The following is a 17,140-nucleotide window of genomic DNA, read 5'->3' on the forward strand; positions in this document are numbered from 1 at the left end:
AAAGGCACCTACGGGTGCCTTTTTCATTTGCGTTGCTCGCGGCCAGCCCCGGCATGCCGCTCGACCGGTCGTCCGGTAAAGCGCGAAAGTCGGCCTAGACTTGTCGATTCCGCCGTCGCCCAGGCGACCAAGCTGCATGCCCGGTCAAGCCGACCGCGCGAAAATCAGGAGATTCACCATGTCCAGCCTGCAACGCGTCACCCCCTGCCTGTGGTTCGACGGCAAGGCCGAGGAAGCAGCCCAGTTCTATGTCGCCATCTTTCCCAACTCGAGGATCGTCCAGGCCGCCTATTACCCCGAGGCCGAGAAGGACCGCCACGGTGGCGAACCCGGCTCGGTGCTGACGGTGGAGTTCGTGTTGGACGGCCAGACCTTCATCGCCCTTAACGGCGGCCCGGCCTTCAATTTCACCGAGGCCCTGTCGTTGCAGGTGATGTGCGACAGCCAGAAGGAGATCGACCACTTCTGGGACAAACTTGGCGCCGGTGGTCCGGAGGAAGCGCAAATCTGCGGCTGGCTGAAGGACCGCTACGGGGTGTCCTGGCAGATCTGCCCGCGCCACGTCGGCGACATGGTCGCCGATCCGAACCCGGAGAAGGCCAGCCGCACGCTGCAGGCAGTGATGGGCATGAAGAAGCTGGACATGGCCGCCATCGAGCGCGCTCACGCCGGCAACTGATTCCCACAGGCAGAGGAGGGCGCGGCATGTTCAGCCACATCACGGTTGGCACCAACGACCTCCCGCGTGCCATCGACTTCTACGGCAGGGTGCTCGGCACGCTGGGGATTGTCCTCAAGGCGCATCGCCATGAGCCTGAGCGGGCGATCTTCGCCCACCCGGACAGCGACGTGGTGTTCTGCGTGTACCAACCCATCGACGGCCGGCCGGCCAGCATCGGCAATGGCAGCCTGGTGGCCTTCGAGGCGCGTACACGGCACCAGGTCGACAGCTTCCATGCCCGCGCCGTGCAACTGGGCGGCGTCGACGAAGGGCCGCCCGGCCTGCGCCTGAATTACTCACCGACCTACTACGGCGCGTACGTGCGCGACCTGGATGGCAACAAGCTGTGTTGCGTCTGCCACCTGGAGGAGTGACGGCGCGGGTGCTTGTTCACCTGCGGTCTGTATCCGGCGCGCTGATGGATCGGTGGGATGGCAGTTGAAGGCTACTGGTCCGGGAGCTCGGGTTCACCATCGACTACGACAAAGGCGCCCTCTATCCGCCGGCCATTCTTGTCGGGGAATCCCTTAATGAACTTGCGCAGGTCGTCGATGATGGCGATCACCCGGCGACGGCTGGGCAGGTAATCAATCATCTCCTGATCGTCGGGCAGGCTGGTGCAGGGATTGAAACAGCCCACACTGGCAACAAAACCGATGCCAGGGTGGATGAGGATTTCCGTTCGTTCTCCCGTGTCCTTCAGTTCCAGACCGGGTTTGGGTTTGACCGATGGACTCTCGCTGTCCTTGTAGCCATTCGTGACGTACTTGGCGCCATCCTGGGTATACAGCGGGTATCGACCGGCTTCTATCCGCCGGTTGTTGTTCTCGGGTGCATTGGCACCTGGCCCTCGCGTTTCGGCAATGGTCCCCGATAGCCCGGTGCCGTCCTGTGCCTTGCCATCGTGATAGACCTGGTAGGTGCCGACGGTCCGGCGTTTGCCATTCGATGGCCTGCGTTGTTCGGAGTGCCGGATGACGTGAAGTTCCCAGCCTGTTCCTGTGATGGGCATGTTCGACCTCTTGGGATTCCGGTCTGAAAAGTGTTGGTGGCCCGCTGCCGTGGATGGAGAGGGTAGGCCTGGGCGCGGCTGCCAGGGTGAATGCTAGAGGAGCCGGCGGTGCCGCTCCCGCCAGTCCTGAGAAGGGTTTTTCATAAGGCTTATCGCGGCGCCCAAGCGCTGATCGGCGGCTACCGCAGCAGAAATTTCGAACCCGTAAGCGCAGCGGCTCGTCCAACTCCCTGAGCGCCGCAGTCACCGGGTACGCACCGATTGCCGACTGTGGCACCGCCAAGCGGCGAGGGTGCGCTCGCCGGACAAGGAGAATCTGCGATGGTCACTCACTACAAGGTCAAGGGGCACCTGGCCTGCGGTCATGCCGGCAAGCACCTGGAATCCACCAGCGAACTGAACCGGGTGAAATGCCGGAGCTGCCGCAACACCGAGGTCTACAAGGAAGCCCGCCGCGATGCGCGCAACGCCGCGCGCCGCGCCCAGCGCAAGACCCGCGCGGAAGTCGTGCACAACGACTGGCGCAGCTTCTGGGAGAAACGCCTGGCCGCCATGCCGGGCAGCCAGCGCCTGCCGCGTGGGTTCCAGGAGCAGCCCTTCGTTTGAGCCGGGTGTGGGCAGGAGGAAAGAGCGGATGCATGCCCGAGCGTTAAGCTCGGGAAAGTCGTGCTAGCATCTGCGACGGCCCCGAATCCTCCTGCGCCGTTGGCACCCCGCCGGCGTCGCCATCCCTCATAGAAGGACCCATGCAATGGCTCAAGTCACCCTCAAGGGCAACCCGGTTTCCGTCGACGGCAAGCTGCCGCAGAAAGGCGAGCAGGCTCCGGCCCTGTCGCTGGTCGCCGGCAACCTGTCCGACGTCACCCTGGAAACCTACGCCGGCAAGCGCAAGGTGCTGAACATCTTCCCCAGCGTCGACACCCCGACCTGCGCCACCTCCGTGCGCAAGTTCAACGCCGAAGCGAGCAAGCTGGCCAACACCGTGGTGCTGTGCATCTCCGCTGACCTGCCGTTCGCTCAGGCGCGCTTCTGCGGCGCCGAAGGCCTGGAGAACGTGGTGAACCTGTCCACCCTGCGTGGCCGCGAGTTCCTCGCCAACTACGGCGTGGCCATCGCCGACGGTCCCCTGGCTGGTCTGGCTGCCCGCGCCGTCGTGGTACTGGACGAGCAGAACAAAGTGCTGCACAGCGAGCTGGTAGGCGAGATCGCCGACGAGCCGAACTACGCCGCCGCCATCGCCGCCCTGGCCTGATGGAAGGATCGGGCCAGTTCATCAGGACTGGCCCCAATGGCGCGGGAACCTCCCGCGCCATTTCCGGGTCGCAATGCCCCGGTAATTCGTAACTCCCGGTAAATCAAAGGTAAATAGCGGGTAAAGAGACTTTGCCTGCGGCCTGGCTGTGCTTATCGTTCAGCCTCGCTATTCTCACTTTTTCGCGCCAAGCCCCTTTTCAACAAGACGAAGCCCCATGACTGCAAGCAACGGATCGCCCTCGAAACTTCGCACCCTGCGCCCCTGGCTCATCACTGCGCTGCTGTTCGCCGCTGTGGTCGGGCTGATCATGTGGCTGCACTCGACGTCTTCGGGAGCGCCGGCAGCCCAGGGCGGACGGGGCGGGCGACCGGGGCCGGGACAGATGGCCGCGGGGCAGGGCGGTGCGGCGGTGACCGTCAGCGTCGCGCCGGTGGTCAAGGGCGACCTCCCGGTGCACTACCACGCACTGGGCACGGTGACGGCCTATAACACCGTCAACGTCCGGGCGCGGGTCAGCGGCCAACTGGTCAAGGTGCCGTTCCAGGAAGGCCAGGAAGTGAGGGCCGGCGATGTGCTCGCGGTGATCGACCCGCGTCCGTTCCAGGCCGCGCTGGACCAGGCCCAGGGCACGCTGCTGCAGAACCAGGCGCAGCTGAAGAACGCGCAGATCGACCTGGCCCGCTACAAGGGCCTGTACGCCGAGGATTCCATCGCCAAGCAGACCCTGGACACCCAGGAAGCCCAGGTCCGCCAGTACGAAGGCACCCTGAAGACCAACCAGGGCCAGGTCGCTGACGCCAAGCTCAACCTCGAATTCACCCAGGTGCGCGCGCCCATCTCCGGCCGCGTCGGTCTGCGTCAGGTGGACGTGGGCAACCTGGTCACCTCCGGCGACACCACGCCGCTGGTGGTGATCACCCAGGTCAAGCCGATCTCCGTGGTGTTCAGCCTGCCGCAGCAGCAACTGGGCACCATCGCCCGCGAGCTTTACAGCGGCAAGCCGGTGCCGGTCGAGGCGCTGGACCGCAACCAGAACCAGACCCTGGCCACCGGCGTGCTGAAGACCCTGGACAACCAGATCGACACCACCACCGGTACCGTCAAGCTCAAGGCCGGATTCGAGAACGACGACCACAGGCTGTTCCCCAACCAGTTCGTCAACGTACGCCTGCTCGCCGAGACCCTGCCGGGCGTGCTGACCATTCCGGCCAACGCCGTGCAACGCGGCAACGACGGCACCTACGTGTACCTGGTGGGCGAGGAGAGCAAGGCCAAGCGCCAGCTGGTCACCCTGGGCACCAGCGAGAGCGAGCGCGTGGTGGTCACCGAGGGCCTGAAGGAAGGCGACCGTGTCGTCGTCGAAGGCACCGACCGCCTGCGCGACGGCACCCGCATGAACATCGCGACCTCCGACGAGAAGGCCCGCGCGGCCGCCACAGAAGAGGGCGACAAGTCCACCGCCAAGCCGTTCGGTTCGGACATCCCGGTCCAGGACAGCGGTAAGAGCGAATGAACCCGTCCCGCCTGTTCATCCTGCGGCCGGTCGCCACCACGCTCCTGATGGTGGCGATCCTGCTGTCGGGGATCATCGCCTACCGCTTCCTGCCGATCTCGGCGCTGCCGGAAGTGGACTACCCGACCATCCAGGTGGTGACCCTGTACCCCGGCGCCAGCCCGGACATCATGACTTCCTCGGTGACCGCGCCGCTGGAGAACCAGCTGGGGCAGATTCCCGGCCTCAACGAGATGTCCTCCACCAGCTCTGGTGGCGCCTCGGTGATCACCCTGCAGTTCAGCCTGCAGATCAACCTTGATGTGGCCGAGCAGGAAGTCCAGGCGGCGATCAACACCGCGCAGAGCCTGCTGCCCAAGGACCTGCCGAACCAGCCGGTGTACAGCAAGGTGAACCCGGCGGACGCGCCGATCCTGACCCTGGCGGTGATGTCTCCGGACATGCCGCTGCCGCAGATCCAGGACCTGGTCGACACGCGCCTTGCGCAGAAGATTTCGCAGATTTCCGGCGTCGGCCTGGTCAGCATCAGTGGCGGCCAGCGCCCGGCCGTGCGCATTCGCGCCAACCCCGGCGCCCTCGCGGCCGCCGGCCTGAGCCTGGAAGACCTGCAGACCACCGTCACCAACAACAACCTCAACGGCCCCAAGGGCAGCTTCGACGGCCCGACCCGCTCCTCGACCCTGGACGCCAACGACCAGCTCAAGTCCGCCGACGCCTACCGCGACCTGATCATCGCCTACAAGAACGGCTCGCCGCTGCGCGTGCGCGACGTGGCCAGCGTGGAAGACGACGCCGAGAACGTGCGCCTGGCCGCCTGGGCCAACACCTCGCCGGCCGTGGTGCTGAACATCCAGCGCCAGCCGGGCGCCAACGTCATCGAGGTGGTCGACAGCATCAAGAAGATGCTCCCGCAGCTGCAGGCGACACTGCCCGGCAGCCTGGAAGTGACGATGCTCACCGACCGCACCACGACCATCCGCGCCTCCGTGGCGGACGTGCAGTTCGAGCTGTTCCTCGCCGTCTGCCTGGTGGTGATGGTCACCTTCCTGTTCCTGCGCAATATTTCCGCGACGCTGATCCCCAGCTTCGCCGTGCCGCTGTCGCTGATCGGCACCTTCGGCGTGATGTACCTCGCCGGCTTCTCGATCAACAACCTGACGCTGATGGCGCTGACCATCGCCACCGGCTTCGTGGTGGACGACGCCATCGTCATGGTGGAGAACATCGCGCGTTACCTGGAGCAGGGCGACGAGCCGCTGGAAGCGTCGCTCAAGGGCTCGAAACAGATCGGCTTCACCATCATCTCGCTGACCTTCTCGCTGATCGCCGTGCTGATCCCGCTGCTGTTCATGGGCGATGTGGCCGGGCGATTGTTCCGCGAATTCGCCATCACCCTGGCGGTGGCGATCCTGATCTCCGGCTTTGTTTCCCTGACCCTGACGCCGATGCTCAGCGCCAAGCTGCTGCGCCACGTCGAGCCGGAGAAGGAGGGGCGCTTCGCCCGCGCCGCCGGGCGCTTCATCGACAACATGATCGAGCGCTACGCCGCCGCCTTGCGTGTGGTGCTGCGCCATCAGCCGCTGACCCTGCTGGTGGCCATCGCCACCGTGGTGCTCACCGCGCTGCTGTACATCTTCATGCCCAAGGGCTTCTTCCCGGTGCAGGACACCGGGGTGATCCAGGGCATCGCCGAGGCGCCGCAGTCGATCTCCTTCCAGTCCATGGCCAGCCGCCAGCAGGACCTGGCGAAGATCGTGCTGAAGGACCCGGCGGTGGACAGCCTGTCCTCGTTCATCGGCGTCGACGGCACCAACGCCACCCTCAACACCGGGCGCCTGCTGATCAACCTCAAGCCCCACGCCGAGCGTGACGTGACCGCCAGCGAGGTGATCCATCGCCTGCAGCCGGAGCTGGACCAGATCGCCGGCATCAAGTTGTACATGCAGCCGGTGCAGGACCTGACCATCGAGGACCGTATCGCCCGCACGCAGTACCAGTTCACCCTGCAGGACGCCGACCCGGATGTCCTCGCCGACTGGGTGCCGCGCCTGGTGGACCGCCTGCAACAACTGCCGGAGCTGGCCGACGTGGCCACCGACTGGCAGGACAAGGGCCTGCAGGCCTACATCAACATCGACCGCGATACCGCCTCGCGCCTGGGCGTGAGCCTGTCGAGCATCGACAGCGTGCTGTACAACGCCTTCGGCCAGCGACTGATCTCCACCATCTTCACCCAGGCCACGCAGTACCGCGTGGTGCTGGAAGTGGCGCCGGAATTCCAGATCGGCCCGCAGTCGCTGGAGAACCTCTACGTGCCGTCCAGCGACGGCACCCAGGTGCGCCTGTCGAGCCTGGCGAAGGTGGAGGAGCGCCACACCCTGCTGGCGGTCAACCACATCGCCCAGTTCCCGGCCGCGACCATCTCCTTCAACCTGGCCAAGGGCGTCGCCCTCGGCGAGGCGGTGCAGGCGATCCGCGACGTCGAGGCGCAGATGGAAATGCCCGTCAGCCTGCAGGGCAGCTTCCGCGGTGCGGCGCAGGCCTTCGAGGCTTCGCTGTCCAACACCCTGCTGCTGGTGCTGGCGTCTATCGTCACCATGTACATCGTGCTGGGCATCCTCTACGAGAGCTTCATCCACCCGGTGACCATCCTCTCCACGCTACCCTCTGCGGGCGTGGGCGCGCTGCTGGCGCTGATGCTCTCGGGGCAGGACATCGGCATCGTGGCGATCATCGGCATCATCCTGCTGATCGGCATCGTGAAGAAGAACGCGATCATGATGATCGACTTCGCCCTGGACGCCGAACGCAACGAAGGCAAGCCGCCCCATGAGGCGATCTACCAGGCGTGCCTGCTGCGCTTCCGGCCGATCCTGATGACCACCATGGCCGCACTGCTCGGCGCGCTGCCGCTGATGCTCGCCGGTGGCGCCGGCGCCGAGCTGCGCCAGCCGCTGGGCGTCACCATGGTCGGCGGCCTGCTGGTCAGCCAGTTGCTGACGCTGTTCACCACGCCAGTGATCTACCTGTACTTCGACCGTCTGGCCACGCGCTGGGCCAACTGGCGTCAGCGCCACGGCCTTGACGTGAACAGCATCGACCCGGCGGAGCGTGGCTGATGGGCGGCCTGTCGCGCCTGTTCATCCTGCGCCCGGTCGCCACCTGCCTGCTGACCCTGGCGCTGATGCTGGCCGGCGCACTGTCGTTCAGTTTGCTGCCGGTGGCTCCGCTGCCCAACGTCGATTTCCCGACCATCCTGGTGCAGGCCTCCTTGCCCGGCGCCAGCCCGGAAACCATGGCCTCCACGGTGGCAACACCGCTGGAGCGCTCGCTGGGTCGCATCGCCGGGGTCACCGACATGACCTCCAGCAGCTCCCTGGGCAACACCACCATCATCATCCAGTTCGACCTGTCCAAGGACATCGACGGCGCCGCGCGCGAGGTGCAATCGGCGATCAATGCGGCCATGAGCCTGCTGCCCTCGGGCATGCCGAACAATCCGACGTACCGCAAGGCGAACCCGTCGGACATGCCGATCATGATCCTCACCCTGACCTCGGATACCTACACCCGCGGGCAGATGTACGACCTGGCCTCGACCATCGTCTCGCCCAAGCTGGCGCAGGTGAAGGGGGTAGGGCAGGTGAGCATCGGCGGCTCCTCGCTGCCGGCGGTGCGCGTCGATGTCAATCCGGACCAGCTCAGCCAGTACGGCATTTCCCTGGACACGGTGCGCAACGCCATCAACAACACCAACGCCGACGGCCCCAAGGGCTCGCTGGAGTTCGGCGAGCGGCACTGGCAGGTGGACTCCAACGACCAGCTGCGCAAGGCCAGCGAGTACGCCCCGCTGATCGTCCACTACAACGCCGACACCGGCGCAGCGGTGCGCCTGCGCGACGTGGCCAAGGTTACCGACTCGGTGGAGGATGTGCGTAACGCTGGCTTCTCCGACGACCTGCCGGCAGTGCTGCTGATCATCACCCGACAGCCCGGTGCCAACATCATCGAAGCCACCGACGCCATCCACGAGCAGCTGCCGATCATCCAGGACGTGCTCGGCCCGCAGGTGAAGCTGTCGGTGATGGACGACCGCAGCCCGTCGATCCGCTCCTCCCTGGAAGAAGCCGAGCTGACCCTGATCATCTCCGTGGTGCTGGTGATCCTGGTGGTCTACCTGTTCCTGCGCAACGGCCGCGCCACGCTGATCCCCAGCCTCGCGGTGCCGGTGTCGCTGGTGGGCACCTTCGCGGTCATGTACCTGTGCGGCTTCTCGCTGAACAACCTGTCGCTGATGGCGCTGATCATCGCCACTGGCTTCGTGGTGGACGACGCCATCGTGGTGGTAGAGAACATCGCCCGGCGCATCGAGGAAGGCGACCCGCCGATCCAGGCAGCGATCCGCGGCGCGCGGGAAGTGAGTTTCACCGTGCTGTCGATGACCCTGTCGCTGGTGGCGGTGTTCATCCCGCTGCTGCTCATGGGCGGCATCACCGGGCGGCTGTTCCGTGAGTTCTCGGTGACCCTGGCGGCGGCCATCCTGGTGTCGCTGGTGGTCTCCCTGACGCTGACGCCGATGCTCTGCGCGCGCCTGCTCAAGCCGGTTGAGCGCGGGCCGAAGAAGGCCTCGGTGGAGCGCCAGAGCAACCGCTATTTCGTTGCCTTCATGCAGCGCTACCGCGCCAGCCTGAGCTGGGCACTGGAGCACTCACGGCTGATGGTGATGATCATGCTCGGCTGCATCGCGCTGAACCTGTACCTGTTCGTGGTGGTGCCCAAGGGCTTCCTGCCGCAGCAGGACTCCGGGCGCCTGCGCGGCTTCGCGGTGGCCGACCAGAGCATCTCGTTCCAGGCGCTGGACAAGAAGATGGCGCAGTTCCGCCGGATCCTTTCCGAAGACCCAGGCGTGGAGAACGTGGTGGGCTTTGTCGGCGGCGGCAAGTGGCAGTCGAGCAACACCGGCTCCTTCTTCGTCACCCTGAAGGACATCACCGAACGCGACTCCGCCGAGACCATCGTCAACCGCTTGCGCAAAAAGCTGGCGGAGGTGCCCGGCGCCAACCTGTTCCTGGTCGCCGGCCAGGACGTGCGCATCGGCGGCCGCCAGGGCAATGCGCAGTACGACTTCACTCTGCGCAGCGACGACCTCACCCTGCTGCGCGAATGGGCGCCCAAGGTCGAGGCGGCGATGAACAAGGTGCCGCAGATCGTCGATGTGAACAGCGATGCGCAGGACAAGGGCGTGCAGAGCCGCCTGGTGATCGACCGCGACCGCGCGGCGAGCCTGGGGGTGAACGTCGCCGAGGTGGACGCGGTGCTGAACAATTCCTACGGCCAGCGCCAGGTGTCGACCATCTTCAACCCGCTGAACCAGTACCACGTGGTGATGGAAGTCGCCCAGCCGTACCAGGAAACGCCCGAAGAGCTGCGCCAGGTCTACGTGATCAACAGCGAAGGGCAGCGCATTCCGCTGTCGGCCTTCACCCACATCGAACCGAGCCGCGCGCCGCTGGAGGTCAACCACCAGGGCCAGTTCGCCGCCACTACCTTCTCCTTCAACCTGGCCCAGGGCGCGCAGATCGGCCCGGCGCGCGATGCGATCCTGGCGGCGGTGGAACCCATCCACCTGCCGATGGAAATCCAGGCCACCTTCGAAGGCAACGCAGGCGCGGTGCAGGACACGCAGAACGACATGCCCTGGCTGATCCTGCTGGCGCTGATCTCGGTGTACATCGTGCTGGGCATTCTCTACGAGAGCTATGTGCATCCGCTGACCATTCTCTCGACGCTGCCCTCGGCGGGGGTCGGCGCGCTGCTCACGCTGATGCTGTTCCGCACCGAGCTGTCGCTGATCGCGCTGATCGGGGTGATCCTGCTGATCGGCATCGTGAAGAAGAACGCCATCATGATGATCGACTTCGCCCTGGACGCCGAACGCACCCAGGGCCTGTCACCTCGGGACGCGATCCTGGAGGCGGCGATGAAGCGCTTCCGGCCGATCATGATGACTACCCTGGCCGCCATCCTCGGCGCGCTGCCGCTGATCTTCGGCATCGGCGGCGACGCCGCGCTGCGTCGCCCGCTGGGCATGACCATCGTCGGCGGCCTGATCGGCAGCCAGTTGCTGACCCTGTACACCACCCCCGTCGTCTACCTCTACCTCGACCGCCTGCGCCATTGGGTCAACAAGAAGCGCGGCGTGCGCACCGACGGCGCCCTGGAGACACCCGTATGATCCGTTCCCGTTCACTTCTTCCCTTGGCGTTGGCCGTGGCACTGGCCGGTTGCGCCATCGGCCCGGGCTACCAGCGCCCCGAGCTGACGGTGCCCGCCAGCTTCAAGGAGGGCGAGGGCTGGCAACTGGCGAAGCCGCAGGACGGCTTCAACCACGGTGCCTGGTGGGAGCTGTACGGCGACGCCACGCTGAACGACCTGCAGACCCGCCTGGTGGCTGCCAACCAGACCCTGGCGCAGTCGCTCGCGTCCTACCGCCAGGCCCAGGCGCTGGCCAAGGGTGCGCGCTCGTCGTTCTTCCCCAGCATCAGCGCCGACGCCGGCAAGACCCGCTCCGGGCAAGGCACCGGCAGCGGCGGCAGCGTGCGCCTGCCGGACGGCTCCACCGTCAGCAGTGGCGGCGGCAGCAGCTCGATCAGCAACAGCTACTCGGCGAGTCTCGGTGTGAGCTGGGAGCTGGACCTGTGGGGCAAGCTGCGCCGCCAGCTGGAAGCCGACAACGCGAGCATGGACGCCAGCGCGGCGGATCTGGCTAACTCGCGGCTTTCCCTGCAATCGCAGTTGACCCAGAACTACCTGCAACTGCGCGTGATGGACCAGCAGATCAAGCTGCTCAACGACACGGTCACGGCCTACCAGCGCTCGCTCAAGCTCACCGAGAATCAGTACAACGCTGGCATCGTGACCAAAGCCGATGTCGCCCAGGCACGCACCCAGCTGAAAAGCACCGAGGCCCAGGCCATCGACCTGAAGTACCAACGTGCGCAGCTGGAGCATGCCATTGCCGTGCTGGTCGGCGTGCCGCCGGCGCAGTTCTCCCTGGCGGCCGTGGACGGCGTGCCGAACCTGCCGAATGTGCCGACGCTGTTGCCGTCGGAATTGCTGCAGCGCCGCCCCGACGTGGCCTCCGCCGAGCGCCAGGTGATTTCCGCCAACGCCAAGATCGGCGTGGCCAAGGCTGCGTGGTTCCCCGACCTGACCCTCACCGCCGCCGGCGGCTACCGCAGCGGCAGTTTCCAGAACTGGATCGAGACGCCCAACCGCTACTGGTCCATCGGCCCGCAGTTCGCCATGACCCTGTTCGACGGCGGGCTGATCGCCTCCCAGGTCGAGCAGGCCGAGGCGAGCTACGACCAGACCGTGGCGAGCTACCGGCAGACCGTGCTGGACAGCTTCCGCGAGGTGGAGGACTACATGGTCCAGCTCAAGGTGCTGGAAGAGGAAAGCGGCGTGCAGCAGGAAGCGCTGGACTCCGCCCGAGAGGCGCTGCGCCTGACCACCAACCAGTACAAGGCCGGCACCATCGACTACAGCAACGTGGTCACCACCCAGACCAGCGCGCTGTCCAACGAGCGCACGCTGCTGACCTTGACCGGCAGCCGCCTGACCGCCAGCGTGCAGCTGATTGCGGCTCTGGGCGGCGGTTGGGATGCGGCGAAAATCGCCGAGGAAGGGCAGGCGCAGCGGGACTGACGCAGGGTCAGTCTTCGTGCAGCGCGCTCACGGGAATGCGGAAGCGATTCTCGCCGTCCAGTGAGCGAATGCCGCGCGGCTTTACGGTGCTGACCAGCACCGTGCCGTCTAAGCGTTCCAGCACTTCGCAGGCAATACGCCCGCTGGCGGGCAGGCGACCGTCGTCCGGGCCGTGAATGACCGCCGAGCGCTTCTTCAGGAAGCGCCAGTCGCGGCCGTCGGAGTCGATCAGCCGGCACTCGGCCCAACCGGGAAAGCACTCTTCGGTGTAGCGGACGATCTCGACCAGGATGCCGGGCATCGCGAGCCTCTTGCGGATGGATGTCAGCCGTTGAAACGGCGTGCGGTAGTGAAGCTGCGATCCCAATAGCGATTGTCCAGGGAGTCCTGGCGTATGCGGCCGCCGCTGCTGGGGGCATGGATGAACTGGTTATTGCCGATATAGAGCCCGACGTGGCTGATGTTGCCGCGGCCGTTGCGGTTGAAGAACACGGCATCGCCGGGTTTGAGCTCGTCACGGTGGATGCGCAGGCTGTCGCTGTCGATCATCTCGCCTGTGGTGCGCGGCAGCTTCATGCCCGCCTCGGTGCGGAACAGGTAGACCAGCAGGCCGCTGCAATCGAAACCGCTGGCCACCGTGGTGCCGCCGAATCGATAGGGGATGCCGATGAGCTCCCGGGCGCGGGAAACTACGCGGGAGTTGCTGCCCGGTTTGATCTTGTGCAGGTTGGCGCGGGGCGCTCGCTTGGCATTCGGATGCTGGTGAACGATGTTTCGATTGGCCGCTTTGCCTTGTGAGGCACGCGCAGGCTTTGCACTGGCTTTGTGGGCGGTGGGGCTCTTCGTCTCGCGGGCTTCGACCGCCATAACGGAAAGAGTGAGCAGCAGTGCGGTGCTCAGGATGATCAGGGGATGCATTTGGGGGACATCTGGGAAACGGGACAATGGAACGGGGCGCTATCTTAGAAATCTCGTTGCAAGAATTGACGTGGGAAAGATGCAAAAGCCGGTAGGCATTTTCTGATTGAGCGGTGAGCTGTGACTCGCTCGTGGAACCGCATCCGCTCAGCCGCTGAACCTGCGCGCCGTGGTGTAGCTGCGCTGCCAGTAGCTGTTGTCGAGGGAGTCGATGCGGATGGTTTTGCCGGTGCTGGGCGCGTGAATGAAGCGGTCGCCGCCGATGTACAAGCCCACATGGCTGGTGGCTCCCTCGCCGTTGTGGTTGAAGAACACGGCGTCGCCGGGCTGCAGTTCGTCACGGTCCACCTGATTGTGGCGCTGGGCAATCATCGAGGCGGTGGTTCTCGGTAACTTGCGATCGGCGATGCTGCGGTAGAGATAGACCAACAGGCCGCTGCAATCGAAACCGTCTTCCTCGGTCTGGCCGCCCCAGCGATAGGGTGTGCCGATCAGTTCGTGGGCGCGAGCAACGATGCGTGAGGTGTCCACCGGACTGAAGCGCCGTCGGTCTTCATGGCGCAGCCGGGCGAGCGTGCTCGAACGCTCGCCCAGGCGGGAGACCTGCACGGATTCCGAGTTGCGACGCGCACCTGCTTGGCGTGCAGTGGAGCTGGCGGCGGGGAAGAAGCTCCGGTCGATGGCCGAGGCCTCGCTGCGACGCCAATCCGGGGCGTCCAGCTTATCGGCTAGCGCAATGGGCGCCGCCAGGGTGCAGAGGAGGCAGAAGGGAATCAAGCGGGAAGGGCGCACGTCGAGTCACCTCAGGGTGAGCAGGGAAGACGGGCGCCATCGTAGGAATGGCTAGAGAAATGCTATGTAGGATGATTCCGCATGGAGTGAAGGGTGATTCCACGGTGGATGACTGGTCATCTGGCCACGCACCGAAAGCGAAGGCTCAGCGCGCGAACAGCTGGCCGATATCCTTGAAGGCCTTGAACTCCAGGGCATTGCCACAGGGATCGAAGAGAAACAGCGTGGCCTGCTCGCCCACCTGCCCCTGAAAACGCACGTGGGGCTCGATAACGAAATGCATGTTGCGTGCGCGCAGGCGCTGCGCAAGCCGCTCCCAGTCTTCCCAGGGCAGCACCACGCCGAAATGCGGTACTGGCACATCGTGGCCGTCCACCGGGTTGGTGTGCGCCGCCTCCTGGCTGGCGGTGCGCGGGTGCTCATGGATCACCAATTGGTGGCCGAAGAAGTCGAAGTCCACCCACTGGGTGCTGCTGCGGCCTTCGCGGAGGCCCAAGACTTCGCGGTAGAAGCGGCGCGCCAGGGACAGGTCGTAGACCGGAATGGCCAGGTGGAAAGGCGATAGTGGCATGGACGTGCTCCCTGTCAGGTTCAGGCCGGTACGCTCAGTAATCGCGTGATGCTGGCTTGGGCCGCGTTCATCTCACCCTCGCGGGCCAGGCGGGTGAACTGCAGCAAAGCATGTTCATGCTCGGCGAGATCCTCAAGGATGTCGCGGTCATCGTCGTCGCCCTCGTCAGCCAGGCTGTCGTAGCGCTGTACATAGGGCTCCACCAGCATTTCGAGCTTCTCCAGGGTCTGTGGCCAGTCCAGCCCCAGCCAGTCCATTGCGCGCTGGCGGCCTTGCTTTGCGGCGTGGGCTGTGTCGCCCAGCGGCAGGCCGTGACGCTGCAACAGGCGCGCCATGCGCAGGCCGGTCTGGCGCTCCAGTCGCGCCAGCAGGAGCATCGATGACGCCCCCTCCGGCAGTTGCTCGGCCAGGCCGAGGAAGAAGTTTTCGCCGCGGACTTCGCCCAGGTAGGCGGCCTGCAGTTCACTGGCTTGTCGGTGCATGCGTCGGTCCCCCTTTGCTGAATGGGACCAGCCTAGACGATGTGCGCCGGGCATCGAACCCGGCATGTCGTGTCTGGGCCAGAACGGGTCGCTCAGCGTTCGAAACCGTATTCACGCTCGACGCGGCTGATGCGTACGCGGAAGACGCTGTACCAGTCGCGACGGCCGGCCTGCTGGGCCATGCGGTGCTCGGTCTGCTGCTTCCACTGGCGGATGGCGGATTCGTCGCGCCAGTAGGACACGGTCAGCCCTAAGCCGTCGGAGCCGCGAGCCGACTCGACGCCGAGGAAACCGTCCTGCTGCGTGGCCAGCTCGAGCATGCGTTCGGCGGTGGCGCCGTAGCCTTCGTCCAGCTCGGTACGCAGGGACGTGAAGGTCACCGCGTAGTAGGGCGGTTGAGGTGTGCGGGCGATCATGCGGGGCTCCTGAGGCGGCTGGGCTCTTGGCTGGATTGATGGCGGAAAGCGGCGGACAGGAGCGCTTCGGCCAGCGGCACAGCGATTCCGGCCAGCGCCTTGCGCTCGGGCTGGAACAGCGTGGCGACGAAGAACGGATGATCGCTCGCTTCCAGTGCGCGGATGTTGCCGTCCTCGCCATGGGCGCAGGCGCGCAACGAGCCACCGAACAGCTCGTCCTGAAACTCCGGGTTGACCCCGTAGCGGCAGCGATAGCCTTCGCGGATTTCCGGCAGGCCATAAATGGCCGCCAGGTGCGAGCCGGCGCTGAGGCGGATGGTCTCGCTGACTTCCACCAGCGAACAGGGCAGGGCATGCACCACCGGGCGCGCCGCTTGAGGATCCAGCTCGGAATGGGCCGCGTCGCTCCAGCCGAGGACGTTGCGGGCGCGCTCCAGCAGGGCGTGCTGGAAGCCGCCGCAGGTGCCGAGGAAGGGCACTTGGTTTTCGCGGGCAAAGGTGATCGCCTGCAGGGCGCCTTCGGTGTTGAGGTAAGGGCTGCCTGGGATGCACCAGAAGCCGGAATACACCTCCAGGTCCAGGCCTTGGGCGAGGCGCGGAGTGTCCAGCCAGTCCACGCGCAGGGTGCCCGAATGCGGCAGCAACGATTGCTGGAGGGCCAGGGGAATCGCCCAGTGGGCAGTGACGCGACTGTCACGGTCGCCGATCAGGCCTATGCGCAGTGCTTTACGACGTTTTCCCATCCTGTGTTCCCCCTGGCGTCGTGGCCCATTGGCGGGCCCATGGGAGGCAATTTATAGTTGCGCAGGTGCAATCGAAAATGGGCGGTTGCGCAACCTTGGAGTGCGTCGATGCAATACCGTCTGGAATACGCCGATCTCGCTCTGGTGCTGGCGCTGGTGCGTGGGGGCAGCCTTGCGCGCGCCTCGGAATTGCTCGAGGTAGACGTCTCCACCGTTTTCCGCGCTGTGCGCCGGCTGGAAAAGGCATTGGGCACCGCGCTGTTCGAGAAGGGCCGCAATGGCTACCTGGCCACCGCCACCGCGCAGCAACTGGCGACTCAGGCGGAACTGGCCGAACAGGCGCTTGAGGCGGCGCGCCTTGGCTTGGAGCAGGGCCACGATGTGCTCAGCGGCACCGTGCGCCTGACCTGTTCCGATACCGTGCTGCAGGGGTTGCTGCTCCCAGCCCTGGCGCGCTTCATGAAGCGCTACCCGGCGTTGAACCTGGAGCTGACCACCTCCAACGCCTTCGCCAACCTCAGCCGCCGCGACGCCGACATTGCCTTGCGCCTGACCAACGCGCCGCCGGAGCATCTTGTGGGACGCAAGCTGGGAGAGGTGCACTACGTCCTCTGTGCCCACCGCGATTACCTGGCCGAGCAGGGCGACCGTCCCTGGCAGGATATGAGCTGGATCGCACCGGATGACTTTCTGCCCGACCACTCCAGCGTTGCCTGGCGCCGCCAGGTGTTCCCGACGGTACTGCCGGCGTATCGCTGCAACAGCATGCTGTCGGTCCTCGATCTGTGCCGAGCGGGCCTGGGGCTGGCGGCGCTGCCGGCGTTCCTGCTGCGCCCGGACGACAGGTTGCAGGTGCTGGAGCCGGAGCTGCCCGGCTGCAGCATCCATCTCTGGTTGCTGACCCGGCCGGACTGCCGGGCGTTGCGGGCGGTGGTGACGCTGTTCGAGGAACTGGCTGGGAGTATTCGCTTGCCGGCCTGAACGAAAAGACCCCGCTACGAGGCGGGGTC

General features: G+C 65.7%; 17 protein-coding genes. 9 read left to right on the top strand and 8 right to left on the bottom strand.

Going from position 1 to position 17,140, the window contains the following annotated elements:
* The first annotated feature begins 178 nt into the window (after nucleotides 1-178).
* Entirely contained in the window at nucleotides 179-679 is a 501-nt protein-coding gene (locus tag ACIPK7_RS23600) for a VOC family protein (protein ID WP_192434678.1), read from the top strand.
* A gap of 26 nt (nucleotides 680-705) precedes the next feature.
* The gene (locus ACIPK7_RS23605; RefSeq protein ID WP_401090533.1) at nucleotides 706-1,095 is read left to right on the top strand and encodes a VOC family protein; all 390 of its coding nucleotides are present in this window, start codon (nucleotides 706-708) and stop codon (nucleotides 1,093-1,095) included.
* Nucleotides 1,096-1,166: 71 nt separating this feature from the next.
* On the opposite strand, the gene ACIPK7_RS23610 is transcribed toward ACIPK7_RS23605, so the two are convergent.
* Nucleotides 1,167-1,733 (bottom strand): hypothetical protein, encoded by a 567-nt coding sequence (locus ACIPK7_RS23610; RefSeq protein WP_401090534.1) that lies wholly within the window; start codon nucleotides 1,731-1,733, stop codon nucleotides 1,167-1,169.
* 321 nt (nucleotides 1,734-2,054) lie between these two features.
* Between ACIPK7_RS23610 and ACIPK7_RS23615 the strand changes: the two genes are divergently transcribed.
* From ACIPK7_RS23615 to ACIPK7_RS23640, 6 genes are all read left to right on the top strand, one after another.
* Nucleotides 2,055-2,339, top strand: coding sequence for a hypothetical protein (locus ACIPK7_RS23615; RefSeq protein WP_401090536.1), 285 nt, complete (start codon nucleotides 2,055-2,057; stop codon nucleotides 2,337-2,339).
* 145 nt (nucleotides 2,340-2,484) lie between these two features.
* Nucleotides 2,485-2,985 carry a thiol peroxidase gene (tpx, locus tag ACIPK7_RS23620; RefSeq protein ID WP_024762304.1) on the top strand — a complete coding sequence of 167 codons (501 nt, stop codon included), beginning with the start codon at nucleotides 2,485-2,487 and terminating at the stop codon, nucleotides 2,983-2,985.
* Nucleotides 2,986-3,202: 217 nt separating this feature from the next.
* Nucleotides 3,203-4,501, top strand: a complete 1,299-nt coding sequence (locus tag ACIPK7_RS23625) for an MdtA/MuxA family multidrug efflux RND transporter periplasmic adaptor subunit (protein WP_401090538.1) — start codon at nucleotides 3,203-3,205, stop codon at nucleotides 4,499-4,501.
* Nucleotides 4,498-7,620 carry an MdtB/MuxB family multidrug efflux RND transporter permease subunit gene (locus ACIPK7_RS23630; RefSeq protein WP_401090540.1) on the top strand — a complete coding sequence of 1,041 codons (3,123 nt, stop codon included), beginning with the start codon at nucleotides 4,498-4,500 and terminating at the stop codon, nucleotides 7,618-7,620. The genes ACIPK7_RS23625 and ACIPK7_RS23630 overlap by 4 nt, the downstream gene beginning before the upstream one ends.
* Nucleotides 7,620-10,736 (top strand): multidrug efflux RND transporter permease subunit, encoded by a 3,117-nt coding sequence (locus tag ACIPK7_RS23635; protein ID WP_401090542.1) that lies wholly within the window; start codon nucleotides 7,620-7,622, stop codon nucleotides 10,734-10,736. Before ACIPK7_RS23630 ends, ACIPK7_RS23635 begins: the two co-directional genes overlap by 1 nt.
* Nucleotides 10,733-12,208: an efflux transporter outer membrane subunit gene (locus tag ACIPK7_RS23640; protein WP_401090544.1), complete on the top strand. Its 1,476-nt coding sequence runs from the start codon at nucleotides 10,733-10,735 to the stop codon at nucleotides 12,206-12,208. Before ACIPK7_RS23635 ends, ACIPK7_RS23640 begins: the two co-directional genes overlap by 4 nt.
* Nucleotides 12,209-12,215: 7 nt before the next feature.
* On the opposite strand, the gene ACIPK7_RS23645 is transcribed toward ACIPK7_RS23640, so the two are convergent.
* The 7 genes from ACIPK7_RS23645 to ACIPK7_RS23675 all read right to left on the bottom strand — a co-directional run bounded on the left by ACIPK7_RS23645 (nucleotide 12,216) and on the right by ACIPK7_RS23675 (nucleotide 16,130).
* Nucleotides 12,216-12,509, bottom strand: coding sequence for a hypothetical protein (locus tag ACIPK7_RS23645; RefSeq protein WP_192434689.1), 294 nt, complete (start codon nucleotides 12,507-12,509; stop codon nucleotides 12,216-12,218).
* 23 nt (nucleotides 12,510-12,532) lie between these two features.
* Nucleotides 12,533-13,126, bottom strand: a complete 594-nt coding sequence (locus ACIPK7_RS23650; protein WP_192434691.1) for a C40 family peptidase — start codon at nucleotides 13,124-13,126, stop codon at nucleotides 12,533-12,535.
* 147 nt (nucleotides 13,127-13,273) lie between these two features.
* A complete protein-coding gene (locus ACIPK7_RS23655; RefSeq protein ID WP_192434693.1) occupies nucleotides 13,274-13,918 on the bottom strand; it encodes a C40 family peptidase in 645 nt (214 codons plus the stop codon).
* Between the two features lie 145 nt (nucleotides 13,919-14,063).
* Nucleotides 14,064-14,489, bottom strand: a complete 426-nt coding sequence (locus tag ACIPK7_RS23660; RefSeq protein ID WP_192434695.1) for a VOC family protein — start codon at nucleotides 14,487-14,489, stop codon at nucleotides 14,064-14,066.
* Nucleotides 14,490-14,509: 20 nt separating this feature from the next.
* The gene (locus ACIPK7_RS23665) at nucleotides 14,510-14,971 is read right to left on the bottom strand and encodes a hypothetical protein (RefSeq protein WP_192434697.1); all 462 of its coding nucleotides are present in this window, start codon (nucleotides 14,969-14,971) and stop codon (nucleotides 14,510-14,512) included.
* Between the two features lie 92 nt (nucleotides 14,972-15,063).
* Nucleotides 15,064-15,387 (bottom strand): antibiotic biosynthesis monooxygenase, encoded by a 324-nt coding sequence (locus ACIPK7_RS23670; protein ID WP_192434699.1) that lies wholly within the window; start codon nucleotides 15,385-15,387, stop codon nucleotides 15,064-15,066.
* Entirely contained in the window at nucleotides 15,384-16,130 is a 747-nt protein-coding gene (locus ACIPK7_RS23675; RefSeq protein WP_401090548.1) for a CTP synthase, read from the bottom strand. The genes ACIPK7_RS23670 and ACIPK7_RS23675 overlap by 4 nt, the downstream gene beginning before the upstream one ends.
* Before the next feature lie 108 nt (nucleotides 16,131-16,238).
* Between ACIPK7_RS23675 and ACIPK7_RS23680 the strand changes: the two genes are divergently transcribed.
* Complete coding sequence (locus ACIPK7_RS23680) at nucleotides 16,239-17,111, top strand: LysR family transcriptional regulator (protein WP_401090550.1); 873 nt, start codon at nucleotides 16,239-16,241, stop codon at nucleotides 17,109-17,111.
* Nucleotides 17,112-17,140: the final 29 nt, after the last annotated feature.

The sequence above is a fragment of the Pseudomonas sp. NPDC086581 genome (assembly GCF_044746165.1).
Taxonomy (GTDB): Bacteria; Pseudomonadota; Gammaproteobacteria; order Pseudomonadales; family Pseudomonadaceae; genus Pseudomonas.